A 12,744-nucleotide genomic window follows, 5' to 3' on the forward strand; every position below is an offset into this window, starting at 1 on the left:
GGAAAAAGAAATGATCCGTTTAACTACAAACTTCGGCACTATCGATATTGAACTCGATTACAAGAATGCACCTGTTACTGCTTCTAACTTCGAACAGTATGTCAAAGACGGCCACTACAACGGCCTGATTTTCCACCGCGTCATCCCCGGCTTCATGATCCAGGGCGGCGGCTTCAAACCTGGCATGGACGAAGTCGACACTCGCGAACCGATCAAGAACGAAGCCAACAACGGCTTGTCCAATGAAAAGTACACCATTGCTATGGCTCGTACGAACGATCCGCATTCTGCCAGCGCTCAATTCTTCATCAACGTCGCCGACAACAAGTTCCTCGATTTCAAGAGCGAAACAATGCAGGGCTGGGGCTATGCCGTATTCGGCAAGGTTGTTGCCGGTCAGGATGTTGTTGACAAGATCGCTAAAGTCCGCACCGGTAGAGTCGGTTGGTATGACGATGTCCCGACCGAAGATGTCGTTATCGAAAAAGCTGAGGTTATCTAAGTGTCATTCAACGGCGTTGTTCCTGCTGAGAGCTGTCTCTCCAAAATTCCTCCTTTGCAAAATCCCGTCTTTATCGCCGATTTGCATTTAGCTGCCGACAAACCGGCAACTAAGGAGGCCTTTTTCAAGTTCCTCAAAAACGACGCCGCTCGTTTCTCCGAGCTCGTCATTCTCGGAGACCTCTTCGAATTCTGGGCCGGAGACGATCATGCTCCGGCCTATGCCGACATTTTGGAAGCCCTCAAAGCTTTCTTCCTCAACGGGCACCGCATCTATGTGATGCACGGAAACCGCGACTTTCTGCTCGGTAAAGGTTTTACCGCAGCCACCGGTGCTCAGCTCATTGCAGACCCGATTCCGGTTCAAGTCGGATTTGATCACATCCTTTTGTCCCACGGCGATATGTGGTGCACGCTTGATCCTGAATATCAGCAGTTCCGTGCGACCCTGCGCAGCCCCGATGTCCAGCGTCAGATCCTCGGTGAAAAACTTGAACACCGTATCGCTTTGGCCGGAGGCCTGCGCAATCAGAGCGCCTATGACAACCAAGAAAAAAGCCAGGAAGTCATGGATGTCGTCGTCAATGACGTCGCCCGTTCCGTGCGACAATATAGAACCAAAATCATTATTCACGGACATACCCACCGTCCTGCACACCATACGCACGTCAATGAAGACTCGCGTTTCGACCGCTGGGTACTGCCTGACTGGGATTTCGAAAACGGTCGTTCCCGCGGCGGCTACCTGAGCTTCGAGAACGGATATATTCATTTCGGACATTTGGACTGAAATGCTGATCGATTCACACTCTCACATTGACGGAGCTGAGTTTCAGCTCGATATCGACGAAGTTTTTGCCCGCATGAAAGAGGCCGAAGTCGGAGGCGCCTTAGTCGCCGGCACATCGCTTCAGGATTACGAGCGGGGCTTAAATTTCGCCAATGCACATAAAAACGTTTGGTACGCCGCCGGCGTTCATCCGAGTACCAAGGATGACGACCATGAAGCGAGCATCGAAGAACTCGTCGGACTCACTAAACCACAGAAAGTCGTTGCCATCGGCGAATGCGGTTTGGACTACTACTATGAGGAAGCGCCTTACGATGCTCAGCTCGAGCGTTTTGCCCGCCACATCGAGGCCGCAAAACTGGCAAATCTGCCGGTAATTGTCCACTCTCGTGACGCACAGGAAGACACGATTCGTCTGTTAAAAGAGCACGACGCAGGTTCGACAGGCTTTGTGCTCCACTGCTTCACAGGCGATAAGAAAATGGCTCAAGATGCGCTCGATCTCGGCGGCTATCTTTCTTTTTCGGGTATCGTCACGTTCAAGAACGCAACTCAGATTCAGGAAGTCGCGTCCTGGGTTCCGAGCGATCGCTATCTCGTAGAAACCGATTGTCCTTACCTTGCTCCGATTCCGTTCCGCGGAAAACGCAACGAACCTTCCTACGTTCGTTACGTTGCTCGTAAGGTCGCTTTTCTGCGGGGAGAGACGCTCGAAAAAGTAGCTGAAGATTCCACCCAAAACTTTTTCAGATTATTCAGCAAGGCTGAATTACTATGATGTACCGCAAATTAGCTTTACTTGCCGCTTCCTGCCTTTTATCGGTTTCCGCATTCGCAACGACATACGACGATGCCGTGGATGCCACATTTAAAAACGATGCCGACGCCTTAGCTCCTCTGCTTGCGAAAGGTCTCGACCCGAATACCGTCACCTCCAGCGGTGCCGGCGAACCGCTTTTAATGCTTGCCATCCGCAAGAATGCAAACAACGTGATTGATCTGCTGCTTAAGCAGAAAAACATCAAGGTTGATCAGCCCAATACACTGAAAGAAACCCCGCTGATGATCGCAATCTTCCTGAAAGACAACGACGTGGCGAAAAAGTTAATTGCTCACGGCGCCGCAGTTAACAATCCTAAAAACTGGTCTCCCCTGCACTACGCAGCCACGTCCGGCAACAAGGAAATGGTCAAGTACCTGATCAGCAAAGGCGCCGATGTGAACGCAAGAACGCTTCGCGGCATCACTCCGCTTTACATGGCAGCCAGAGAAGCCGATGCTGACACAGTCAAGCTCCTTTTGCATGCCGGAGCCCGCAAGGATTACTGTACCAACGATGAACTCGCTCCGTACGATATTGCCAAACAGCGCGGCAATTCGACTGAAGTGCAGAATCTTCTGAAATACGATCACTGCCGTTAATTCGCAGCACAAACTTATCACTCACGGCCCATCCATCCCGATGGGCCGGTTTTTTAATAAACCATGACACCGTCCCGTACTCTCGAACTTCTCGCTCCCTGCAAGACCTGCGATATCGGCATCGAAGCCTTCAAACACGGCGCTGATGCCGTCTATATCGGCGGACCGCTTTTCAGCGCCCGCGCCAATGCCGGGAACTCCATGTCGGAAATAGAGCGTCTTGCTTCCTTCGCGCACCGTTTCAACGGACGTGTCTATATGGCACTGAATACGATCTTTTCCGATGAGGAACTGCCGGAGGCCGTAAGGCTCGCCCATCAGGCTTACCACGCAGGCGTTGATGCGCTGATCGTTCAAGACATGGGACTGCTGATGTGCGATCTGCCGCCGATCCAGCTGCATGCATCCACTCAGTGCGATATCCGCACCACGGAAAAAGCCGTGTTTCTGGAATCCATCGGCTTTTCTCAGATCGTCCCTGCTCGTGAACTGACTTTGGGGCAGATCCAAGAGATGGCTGAAGCGCTGAAAACCGCCCGAATTGAATTCTTTATTCACGGCGCGCTTTGCGTCAGCTACAGCGGTCAATGCTACGCCAGTCAAGCCTTTAAAGGCCGGAGCGCCAACCGCGGAGACTGCGCGCAAATCTGCCGCCTCCCGTTTGACCTCTTTGACGAGGAAGGCAAATCTATCAGCCGCGGCAAACATCTCCTTTCCTTGAAAGACAACAACCAGTCTCAGAACCTAGACGCCCTCATTGCCGCCGGCGTTCGCAGCTTCAAGATTGAAGGCAGATACAAGGACCTGACTTACGTCAAGAACACGACTGCTTTCTATCGTCGAGAACTTGATGCTTGGCTGGAAAAGCACCCGGACTTCGAAGCTGAGAGCGACGGAAAAGTCGAATTTAACTTTGAGCCCTCGCTCGAGAACGCTTTCAACCGAGGAGCAACCGACTACTTTGTCAACGGCCGCAGCGACCATATGGAGGCCTTCAGCACGCCGAAAAATTCCGGCGCCGTCATCGGCCAGGTCGTCAAAGTTAACGACCGCTCCTTCCTCGTTAAAACCAAAGAAGAACTCCATAACGGCGACGGCCTGACTTTCTTTACCGACACGGATGAACTCTCAGGGCTTCTGATCAATCGTGCCGAACAAAAAGACACCGGTCTTTGGGAAGTCTTCACGCGCGAGCCCTGCAGCCGAATCACCGGCCTGAAAGAAGGCCTCCGCTTAATGCGCAATAAAGACGCAGCTTGGCTTAAACGAATGAATGCCGAGACGGCGCTCAGAAAGATCCCGATTCGCATCGAGGCTTCCGTCGGCCCGAACGGCATCGATATCCGTGCCGATGACGGTCACGGTCATCAATCCGAGGTTTCTCTTTTAGAACCTCTCCCGGAAGCCAAGAATCCGCAGGCAGTCAAAGAACAGGTTCTGCGCGCCTTGGGCAAACTCGGCTCCACCGACTTTGTTGCCGACAATATCCAAATTGAGGGAGATCATCCCAGTTTTATGAGCGCTTCTGTGCTTAACGGTCTTCGCAGAGAGCTGATCTCTCGCTTGGAAGAGGATCGTTCTCAAAAGAGAGAAATTCTTCCGCAGGCAGGAGATGATACATCCGCCGTCTTCCCGGTTAAAGAACTGGACTATCACGGCAATGTCATGAACAAGAAGGCGCTTGAGTTTTACAAACTTCACGGAACTCAAGTCACCGAACCTGCCTTTGAGAAAGGACAGCATAAAGGCGAAACAGAAGTCATGCGCTGCCGCTACTGCATTCGTCACGCTTTGAACATCTGTCCGAAACAAGGCAAGCTGCGCGGCGAGAAAATCAAACCGACTCCGCTGAAGCTTCGAAACGGCAAAATTGAACTCACGGCTCACTTCCACTGCAAGCCGTGCGAAATGTCGTTGACTACGAAGGTCTAAAACCTGAAGTTCATTTGAGCACGGTTCTTGGCATCCGAGATGGCATCCAAGAGCCGCGAATACGCCGGAGAACCCTGAGGCGTCAGAAGCAGCAGCTCCTGCCAAAATTCGACTGCTTTGCTGTATTGACCACTTTGGTAAGCCACGATTCCGCCGAGCTCAAGCGCTCGAATGTTGGAGGGCTCCAGCTTTACGGCTTGCTCAAGATCAGATACTGCCTGAGAGCGGAGCATGGGATCCGACGTTTCTAGGGCAAAGACAGCGCGCTGAACGCGATAATCCGCCGTTTTGGCAACTCCGTTCGGAGATACGTGAAAGGCCTCATTCATCGCATTTACGGCCTCTTTATATTGCCCCTCCCTCCCGAATTCATCAGCCAGCGCAAGCCACGCACGAACCGCTCTAGGGCTTTCTTTAAGGAAAGTCTTGAGTTGTCCGATCCGGTCGGCCGACTGTGCAGCTGCCAGCGCTTCCGGTGTTCCTTTATAAGTTACAAGGGAAGGATTAGCCCAGGAAAAATAAAGGAAAACAGCGGTTAAGGGAATGAGGAGAAAAAGAAAAATAGAAACCGGCTTTACCCAGCTCGGATTGCGGTATGCAACGTTGGGAGTTGCGGTTTCCTCGACTGCCCTGGCCTCAAGCTCGGAAAGTTCTGCGTCGTAGACAGCTTTGGAGATTCTGTGTTCGGCCAATTCTTGATTCAGGGTTTGGAATTGATCCTGATAAACCAGGCGATTGAGCCCTGTGTTTTCGACTTCCGTTTTAGAAGAAGAACGGAGGCCGATATAAAGACAAACTTCTAAAAGCAGAAGCAGTGCTGCGGCGCAGATCCAAAAGATAAGGTCGGAGGACATTCACAACTCCTGCTTTTAGGTTTATCCGTCAAACCGGCGGTTAACCGGTTTGACGAAAGATTAAATCAAATTACTTCTGGGCGGTCTGCTGAGCCTGGGGCTGAGCTTGTGCAGCAACTTTAGCAGCAACTGCGTCGCGGAGAAGTTTTGTTGCTTTCTGAGAGGCGGCCACGGATTTTGCCAGGGACTCTTTAGCCTGAGGCATATTGTGGAACCAAGAACCGTTGGAAGCGGTCCACCATTCCCAGTTGGTATGAGCAACAGAGTGGAGATCCTGAGCCTGTTTGATAACGGCAGGATCAACACCGGCGTCGTTAGCCTGTCTGAAGGCGATGAACATCTGGCCCATGGAGGCTTCGGCTTCACGAAGTTTGCCGTTGTAGTGAGCATTCATGGAGTCAAGAACCTTGTTCATCTGAGCTTCGGTCTTGTCCTTATGACACTGCAGACAGGTTTCCTGGATATATGCACGCGGTGTGGTTGCCCAGTGAGAGGTGTAAACGTTGCCGTTTGCATCTTTAACCTTCGGCATGTGGCAGGCTGCGCAGCCGACGCCCATTTGGTCATGCTTGGAGTTCCAATAGACTTCGGTGTCTGGGTGCTGCATCTTGGTTAGAAGAGCGCCGGTCTGATTGTGCTTGAAGTCCTTGAAAGAAGCATGTTTGTAGAAGTCTTCAATGCGGGTGACATCAACCAGCGGGAAGAGGTTCGTGCGCGGGTCGTCCATCTTGATGGGCTTGCCGGTAGCAGGATCGGTACCCGGGTTGCAGTTGTATTCAACGTGGCACTGTGCGCACATGAGTTTGCTGTCGGGTTTGCCGAGGATGGCGATCTTGCGGGTGAAGCCGCGAAGACCCATATCCTTAACTTCAATCGGAGTCTTGTTGGCGGATTCCGAATAAAGTGTCGGGTAGTCGGTACGAGTCATGGCCTGGATCAATGCGTCGCGAACGATACGGGGCTGAGCACTGTGCGGGTCATGGCACATGTTGCAGTTCAAAGCATGGTTGATGTTGTGAACCAGATCGACCGGGTTGGAAGCACGGCTCCACTTGGCCTTAGTGTTCGGGTCGCCCAAGTAGGCCCAGTCCATCATGACGTCTGTAGATTTGCAGGTCCAGCAAACAGGGTTGGCTGCGGCTGCAGTACCGGGTTTATGAGGCTTCTGAGCGTTGCCGGGGATCGTATCATCGATCTTTTCCCAGACGCCGAAGAAACCGCTGTTGTCACCGCTGAAGAGCCAGCCTTCTTTCGGTTGGAAGCGGCCGCCGAAGGAGCGGTCGGCAATAAACTGGTCGACTGCTGCATAGGCGTGCGATCTCGGCAGGTTGTGTTCTTTCACAAAGCCGTGAGCTCCGAGTGCTTCATCAAAGAAGGGGTTCGGAGAGATGTTGTTCAAATTCTTCTTGGAATCGCGAGCGATACGATGATCGTTAACCTTGTACATCGTTTCGAATTGATTCGGGTGGCAGCTGCTGCACTGCTGCGGACTCATGGAAACCGTCGGGTGAGTCTTAGGGTTCTTTAAATGGTTGGCAGTACCGTCATGGCAGGTTGCGCATGGGAGGTTCGCATGTTTGGAACCAGTGTGCAGTGTGCCGATGTTGGAGTGACAGGCGGTACAGTTCGCATCATTCTGAGCCGGAGCTGCATAAGAAACGCCAAAGTACCCGATCAATGCCAAAGCGAGGATAGAAGGAAAAAGGGGCATTTTTGTCATTTTTAAGTCCTTAAAAAGACCGAAACTTTTTCTTGGTGTATGTGAACCGAAATATTTGTTCACAATGTAAGTTTGAAGTCTTATTAGTCTTAATTCAACCTTAAAAAGGGGTGTACCTCCTAATTTCTCTCTTATCTACCTCTTCAGAGGTAAGAACAATGTCGTAGCCATTTCGCGTTTTATTCCCAAAACACGGGAAGGGTCGACCGTGCGGAAATTAAATCAATAAAATAACGGGAAAATTTGATTTCTTAGCAAGAAGGTAGCTTCATGAAAAAAATTAAACTTTTGGCTGCTCTGGCCCTGGCATCCGCGGCTTTCGCCGTCTCTGCTCAGAACATTGCCACCGTTAACGGCAAACCGATTCCTAAGTCTCTCCAAGACGAATGGGTCGCCCAGCTGGTTGCAAACGGGGGTAAAGATACTCCGGAAGCACGCCGTCAGATTACCGAAAACTTAGTGGCCAACGCTTTGGTTGAACAGGAAGCCGCAAAACGCAAGATTTCTGACGATCCCAAAGTCAAGTTCGCTTTGGATTACGCCAAGTTCCGCATTCTTCAGGAAGCGCTTCTGAGAGATGAGATGGCTAAGCATCCGGTCAGCGAAAAAGAAATCAAGGCCCGCTACGAAGAGGAAAAAGCAGCCCTTGGCAATAAAGAATATGAAATCAGCCACATTTTAGTCAAAGATCAGAAGACCGCTGAGGATATTGAAAAGAAACTGGCTGCCGGCGGCAACTTCGCTGCTTTAGCCAAAGAATTTTCTGTTGACACCGGCGCCAAAGAAAGCGGCGGAGACTTAGGCTGGAACCGTCCTGCGGTATTTGTAAAACCGTTTGCCGACGCCGTCAAGAACATGAAGAAAGGCGAAATTTCCAAGGCACCGGTTAAAACCGAATTCGGCTGGCACATCATCAAGGTCAACGATGTTAAGGAAGTCCCCTTCCCGACTTACGACTCTGTTAAGGATCAGATCCGCGAAGGTCTGGAGCTGAAAAAACAGCAAAACTTCCTCAATGAACTGATGAAGACCAATAAGATCGAATACGGCAAATAATCCATTCGGAACCCAGCAAAAAACCGGCGCGAAGCCGGTTTTTTGCGTTTAAGCGGAGAAGGAAATCTTCTCCGTTCGTTTTGTTAGCGAGCGATCACATTCGTTAACTTGAGCGTTACATCGTCAGCGCCGACCTTAACAGGAGCGGAGGTCTGACCCTCCAGATCTCCGTTCGCAGGCATCATTTGCTGAGAATTGCCCAGACGTGCGGTAATCATGACGCTTTCATGTTCATCCAAAGTGCCGCCGCCCATATCCATCGGCGGAAACATGGTGTTGTCAAGTTTGAAGTGAACCGGGAAGCTCAGTACTTTGACCTTGAGCTGAGCAATCGGTGCTCGGCTGCCGCTTGCCGGACGAGCCGTCACGTAAAGCGTGTCAAATTTGGCTGCCTGCTCTTCCAGTTTCGGATCCAGTTCCACCACGCCGGAAATGAAATGCGTCGCCTTCATCGCCTGTGCGGGAACCGGTGTCTGTCCCATCGGAGCAGAACCGTTCTTCATCATCTGGCTCATCATCGGGACGGCTCTATCATCCTTATTGACAGGGTTGCCGAAATCCAGCGTATCCTGAACCGGTCCGACAATATTGCCGAGTTTACGGGCTTCCTGAATACTGCCGATCACGGCTGCACGCATATCGTCGTTCGCAGAAAGCGTGCCGAGAAGACGTTCCCAATACATCACTGCGTGACGATAGTCGCCGCGGTTGAAGTAATCGGTGCCGCCCATCATCAGAGCTTTCCAGTTGGTCGGATCAATCTTGAGGGCTTTCTGTACGAGTTCCCAAGGTTTGCCGCTGAGATCCTGACCCTGAACCATCGCAATCGCGTCAGCCAAGTCAACCATGATGGCAGGATTGCCCGGAGCCAGCTGATCGGCCTTAGTAAAGGCAGCTTCGGCTTCCTTGTAATTCTTCATGGTCAGCATGGTGCGTCCGAGCATCATCCAGCCCTGAATGTCACCCGGAGTTTCTCTGAGATGATCACGCAGCTTCTTCAGTGCGGAATCCATGTCGTGCATTTCGCCGGCCTGGCGGACAACCGTACCGGTGTTGTAATCCACCACGCCTTCATTGATACCGCCGTCTAAGCGGAAGTCACCGAGATGCTGTGTAGCAGCCCACATAGCCACGGCAAAGAAAGGAACAACCAGAACCAAGACAAAAACCGTGTAAACGCCGGCTTTTTGATTGGTCGGTTCGACCTGCTTTTCAGGAACGGATTCTTCAATCACGCGGCGCTCGAGCTCGAGACGGCTTTCGTCATATTCATTCTGAGAAATTGCGCCACGGGCCAATTCGTCTTCCAGTTCTTTGAACTGGTCGCGATAGATCGCAATATTAGCCTGAGGAAGCACTTCGGCGCCCGTGTCCTTTTTACGGAATGTCAGCAGCGGAATACAGATGATCAAAAGCAGGACGATGATCATCGCTCCGGCTGAAAGTAAAAATGTCATCATTTGGCATCTCTCCTTTTCGCCGGTTCAGTTCCGCGAAGGAGCTCTTCGGCACGTCGTTTTTGTTCTTCCGTCAGTTCGACGGGTTTAAGTTTCTTGCGTTTTGCCATCGTGTAGAACAGTCCGCCCAAGGCGAGAACCAGGAAAAGAATCGGTCCGAGCCAAAGCAGAAGCGTGCTCATCTTGAAAGGCGGATTGTAGAGAACGAAGTCTCCGTAACGGTCGACCATGAAGTCGATAATCTGCTGATTCGTCTTGCCTTCTGCGATCTGTTTGACGACCTGTTTTTTAAGGTCCATCGCAAGCTCGGCATTACTGTCGGCGATTGACTGGTTCTGGCAGACCAGGCAGCGCAGCTGGGCAGAAATTTCTGCCACGCGTTTGTTTGCCACAGGATCAAGAATCGTCGGCTTGACGTCAGGCTGTGCCGGACTCTGCTGTGCATGAGCATGAACTCCGGTCAGTGCAAAAGCTGTAAAAAACAGCGCGAGTAAAAATTTCTTCATCATTCTGTTTTCAGTTGATTGATGAGAGGATGAATCTTCTTATCCCAGGCTTCCGGGGTGATCGGGCCGATCTGCTTGTAGCGAATCACGCCTTTCTTATCAATCACAAAGGTTTCGGGAACACCGTAGACACCGAAGTTGATGCCCACTTCACCGGTCGGATCTTTGATGGAGAAGTCATAAGGGTCGCCGCCCTGGCGCAGGAAGCGCATCGCGTCGGCATCCTTATCCTTGTAATCTAAGCCGATGATCGGGACGATCTTCTGGCCGCCCTTGCCGACCTTAACCATGGTCGGATGTTCCTGGCGGCAGGAACCGCACCAGGAGGACCAAACATTCAGCAGCCAGACCTGGCCCAGCATGTCCTTTTTAGAGACAACTTTGTTCGGGTCATCGAGTCTCGGCAGAGAAAACTCCGGTGCAGGTTTTCCGATCAGCGGAGAAGGCACTTCTCTCGGGTCGCGGTTCAAACCCACCATGAGGAAGACCGCCAGCGCCAGGAAGATGACCAGCGGAAGAACATATTTCATTTTCATGATTCAAATCCCCTACTCTGCCTGGGCGCTGCGGGCGCGGCGGCGAGTTCTGTAGCGTTTATCCAGCATGGCGATAAAAGCACCGAGAGACATGATGAGCGTGCCCCACCAAATCCATGTCACGAAAGGCTTGTCGTAGGCGCGAACCACCCATGCGCCGTCGACGGTCTGGTCACCCATGGATACGTAGACGTCGCCGGTAATCGAAGAGCTGATCGCTGCTTCGGTCATGGGCATCTGACTGGAGAAGTACTTGCGTTTCTGAGGTGTCAGGGTCGCAACTTCTTTGCCGTTTTCCGTGACCTTAAACACACCTTCGTCAGCGATGTAGTTCGGGCCGCGGATACCGCGTTTGACGTCTTCAAACTTGAAGTCGTAAGAACCGACGTTGACCTCGTGGCCCGGCGTCATCGTGACGTCGCGCTCCAGAGAGTACGTCATGACCATGCCGATACCGACGATGGAAACGGCAACACCCAAGTGCGCAATCATCATGCCCCACCAAGAGCGGGAGAGTTTGAAGATCTTGCCGAAGAAATTACCCTTGAAGTTGCGGATGTTTTCACGCAAAGATTCAATGAAGGTGAATAAGACCCACCAAGAGAGCGTCAGACCGACAAAGAGCCAGGTGCTCCAGCCTTTGATCAGCGGGGTGGCAGCGCCGAGAATCACTGCGGCGATAAAGCACCAGGCCGTACGTTTGACGATGTCGGAAATCTTGGCGTCTTTCCAGCGTACCAGTGGCCCGATACCCATGAGAAGAATCACAGGCACCATGATCGGTCCGAAAACGGAATCAAAGTAAGGTGGTCCGACGGAAATCTTGCCAGCATTCAGCGCGTCAATAAACAGCGGATAGAGCGTACCCAAGAGGACGGCCAGCATGGCGACAACGAGAAGCACGTTGTTCACAAGCAGCATCGCTTCTCGAGAGAACAGTTCGAAGGCGCCGCCGGTACCGACTTTAGGTGCTCTCCAGGCAAATAGAAGCAGAGAGCCGCCGATCACCAGAACGAGGAGTCCGAGAATGAAGAGGCCGCGCTGCGGGTCGGTCGCGAAAGCGTGCACACTGGTGAGCACGCCGGAACGGACGAGGAAAGTGCCGAGCAGCGACAGAGAGAAAGTGATCAGAGCCAGAAGAACGGTCCAAATCTTGAAGCAGCCGCGTTTTTCGGTCACGGCTAAAGAGTGAAGCAGTGCGGTTGCTGTGAGCCACGGCATGAAGGAAGCGTTTTCAACCGGATCCCAGAACCACCAGCCGCCCCAGCCTAATTCGTAGTAAGACCAGTAGGAACCTAAGGAAATACCGAGGGTCAGGAAAATCCAAGCTGCGCTTGTCCAAGGACGGGTCCAGCGAGCCCAAGCTGCGTCCAGGCGGCCGCCGATCAAAGCAGCAACGGCAAACGCAAAAGGAACGACCATACCGACGTAACCCATATAAAGCAGCGGCGGATGGAAAACCATGCCCGGGTCCTGCAGCAGCGGGTTCAGGTCTCGGCCTTCGTGAGCAGCCGGGAACAGACGAATGAACGGGTCACTGGTAAGGAGCATGAAAAGCGTCAGGCCGACGGAAATCAGACCCATAACGCCGATGACGCGGGCCATCACGTCCTGCGGGAGGCGGCGAGAACAGAGGGCAACCGCTAAGCCCCAAAGAGCCAGCAGCAGTGTCCAGAAAAGAATGGAGCCTTCATGAGAGCCCCAAGTGGCTGACAAACGGTAGAACCACGGCAGCATGCTGTTGGAGTTGTTTGCCACATTCATGACGGAGAAGTCACTTGTGTAGAAACACCAAGCCAAACAGCAGAATGCGAACGTGCAGAAAACAGCGTTGGCAAACACGGCCGGACGAGCCACGTTAACCCAGCTGCGCACGCCTAGTGCGGTACCCGCCAAGGGAAGAAAACCTTGGATCAGGGCCGCAATCAGGGCCAAGATCAAGGAAAAATGACCTAACTCTGCAATCATTT

Annotated in this window: 12 protein-coding genes; 6 read left to right on the forward strand and 6 right to left on the reverse strand. The window is 52.3% G+C overall.

Going from position 1 to position 12,744, the window contains the following annotated elements; all coding sequences use genetic code 11:
• The first annotated feature begins 10 nt into the window (after window positions 1-10).
• The 5 genes from ACZND6_RS03080 (at window position 11) to ACZND6_RS03100 (ending at window position 4,645) form a co-directional block, all read left to right on the forward strand.
• Window positions 11-502 carry a peptidylprolyl isomerase gene (locus ACZND6_RS03080; protein WP_008810888.1) on the forward strand — a complete coding sequence of 164 codons (492 nt, stop codon included), beginning with the start codon at window positions 11-13 and terminating at the stop codon, window positions 500-502.
• A complete protein-coding gene (locus tag ACZND6_RS03085) occupies window positions 503-1,291 on the forward strand; it encodes a UDP-2,3-diacylglucosamine diphosphatase (protein ID WP_293737253.1) in 789 nt (262 codons plus the stop codon).
• A gap of 1 nt (window position 1,292) precedes the next feature.
• Window positions 1,293-2,069, forward strand: a complete 777-nt coding sequence (locus ACZND6_RS03090; RefSeq protein ID WP_021868019.1) for a TatD family hydrolase — start codon at window positions 1,293-1,295, stop codon at window positions 2,067-2,069.
• Complete coding sequence (locus ACZND6_RS03095; protein WP_008863351.1) at window positions 2,066-2,713, forward strand: ankyrin repeat domain-containing protein; 648 nt, start codon at window positions 2,066-2,068, stop codon at window positions 2,711-2,713. Before ACZND6_RS03090 ends, ACZND6_RS03095 begins: the two co-directional genes overlap by 4 nt.
• A gap of 63 nt (window positions 2,714-2,776) precedes the next feature.
• Window positions 2,777-4,645: a peptidase U32 family protein gene (locus ACZND6_RS03100; protein WP_489524386.1), complete on the forward strand. Its 1,869-nt coding sequence runs from the start codon at window positions 2,777-2,779 to the stop codon at window positions 4,643-4,645.
• Here the strand turns inward: ACZND6_RS03100 and ccmI (ACZND6_RS03105) are convergent.
• Together ccmI (ACZND6_RS03105) and ACZND6_RS03110 are read right to left on the reverse strand one after the other, a co-directional pair.
• The gene (gene ccmI, locus ACZND6_RS03105) at window positions 4,642-5,499 is read right to left on the reverse strand and encodes a c-type cytochrome biogenesis protein CcmI (protein ID WP_489524387.1); all 858 of its coding nucleotides are present in this window, start codon (window positions 5,497-5,499) and stop codon (window positions 4,642-4,644) included. The genes ACZND6_RS03100 and ccmI (ACZND6_RS03105) overlap by 4 nt on opposite strands.
• A gap of 70 nt (window positions 5,500-5,569) precedes the next feature.
• Window positions 5,570-7,219 (reverse strand): ammonia-forming cytochrome c nitrite reductase subunit c552, encoded by a 1,650-nt coding sequence (locus tag ACZND6_RS03110; protein ID WP_293737250.1) that lies wholly within the window; start codon window positions 7,217-7,219, stop codon window positions 5,570-5,572.
• A 270-nt stretch (window positions 7,220-7,489) separates the two neighbouring features.
• On the opposite strand from ACZND6_RS03110, the gene ACZND6_RS03115 reads away from it, so the two are divergent.
• The gene (locus tag ACZND6_RS03115) at window positions 7,490-8,275 is read left to right on the forward strand and encodes a peptidylprolyl isomerase (protein ID WP_418805448.1); all 786 of its coding nucleotides are present in this window, start codon (window positions 7,490-7,492) and stop codon (window positions 8,273-8,275) included.
• Between the two features lie 83 nt (window positions 8,276-8,358).
• On the opposite strand, the gene ccmI (ACZND6_RS03120) is transcribed toward ACZND6_RS03115, so the two are convergent.
• From ccmI (ACZND6_RS03120) to ACZND6_RS03135, 4 genes are read right to left on the reverse strand one after another with little or no spacing between them, the layout of a single operon-like run.
• Window positions 8,359-9,735 (reverse strand): c-type cytochrome biogenesis protein CcmI, encoded by a 1,377-nt coding sequence (ccmI, locus tag ACZND6_RS03120; protein WP_293737248.1) that lies wholly within the window; start codon window positions 9,733-9,735, stop codon window positions 8,359-8,361.
• Entirely contained in the window at window positions 9,732-10,241 is a 510-nt protein-coding gene (locus ACZND6_RS03125) for a cytochrome c-type biogenesis protein (RefSeq protein ID WP_293737247.1), read from the reverse strand. Before ACZND6_RS03125 ends, ccmI (ACZND6_RS03120) begins: the two co-directional genes overlap by 4 nt.
• Entirely contained in the window at window positions 10,238-10,774 is a 537-nt protein-coding gene (locus ACZND6_RS03130) for a DsbE family thiol:disulfide interchange protein (protein WP_293737246.1), read from the reverse strand. Before ACZND6_RS03130 ends, ACZND6_RS03125 begins: the two co-directional genes overlap by 4 nt.
• 12 nt (window positions 10,775-10,786) lie before the next feature.
• Window positions 10,787-12,742, reverse strand: a complete 1,956-nt coding sequence (locus tag ACZND6_RS03135) for a heme lyase CcmF/NrfE family subunit (protein ID WP_293737245.1) — start codon at window positions 12,740-12,742, stop codon at window positions 10,787-10,789.
• Window positions 12,743-12,744 lie beyond the last annotated feature (2 nt).

It is taken from the genome of Parasutterella sp., assembly GCF_057870745.1.

Excerpts from the sequence above, each read along its gene's own strand:
- ACZND6_RS03080 (WP_008810888.1), top strand. The coding sequence starts at position 11 with ATGATCCGTTTAACTACAAACTTCGGCACTATCGATATTGAACTCGAT.
- ACZND6_RS03090 (WP_021868019.1), top strand. The coding sequence starts at position 1,293 with ATGCTGATCGATTCACACTCTCACATTGACGGAGCTGAGTTTCAGCTC.
- ACZND6_RS03095 (WP_008863351.1), top strand. The coding sequence starts at position 2,066 with ATGATGTACCGCAAATTAGCTTTACTTGCCGCTTCCTGCCTTTTATCG.
- ACZND6_RS03100 (WP_489524386.1), top strand. The coding sequence starts at position 2,777 with ATGACACCGTCCCGTACTCTCGAACTTCTCGCTCCCTGCAAGACCTGC.
- ccmI (WP_489524387.1), bottom strand. The coding sequence starts at position 5,499 with ATGTCCTCCGACCTTATCTTTTGGATCTGCGCCGCAGCACTGCTTCTG.
- ACZND6_RS03110 (WP_293737250.1), bottom strand. The coding sequence starts at position 7,219 with ATGACAAAAATGCCCCTTTTTCCTTCTATCCTCGCTTTGGCATTGATC.
- ACZND6_RS03115 (WP_418805448.1), top strand. The coding sequence starts at position 7,490 with ATGAAAAAAATTAAACTTTTGGCTGCTCTGGCCCTGGCATCCGCGGCT.
- ccmI (WP_293737248.1), bottom strand. The coding sequence starts at position 9,735 with ATGATGACATTTTTACTTTCAGCCGGAGCGATGATCATCGTCCTGCTT.
- ACZND6_RS03125 (WP_293737247.1), bottom strand. The coding sequence starts at position 10,241 with ATGATGAAGAAATTTTTACTCGCGCTGTTTTTTACAGCTTTTGCACTG.
- ACZND6_RS03130 (WP_293737246.1), bottom strand. The coding sequence starts at position 10,774 with ATGAAAATGAAATATGTTCTTCCGCTGGTCATCTTCCTGGCGCTGGCG.
- ACZND6_RS03135 (WP_293737245.1), bottom strand. The coding sequence starts at position 12,742 with ATGATTGCAGAGTTAGGTCATTTTTCCTTGATCTTGGCCCTGATTGCG.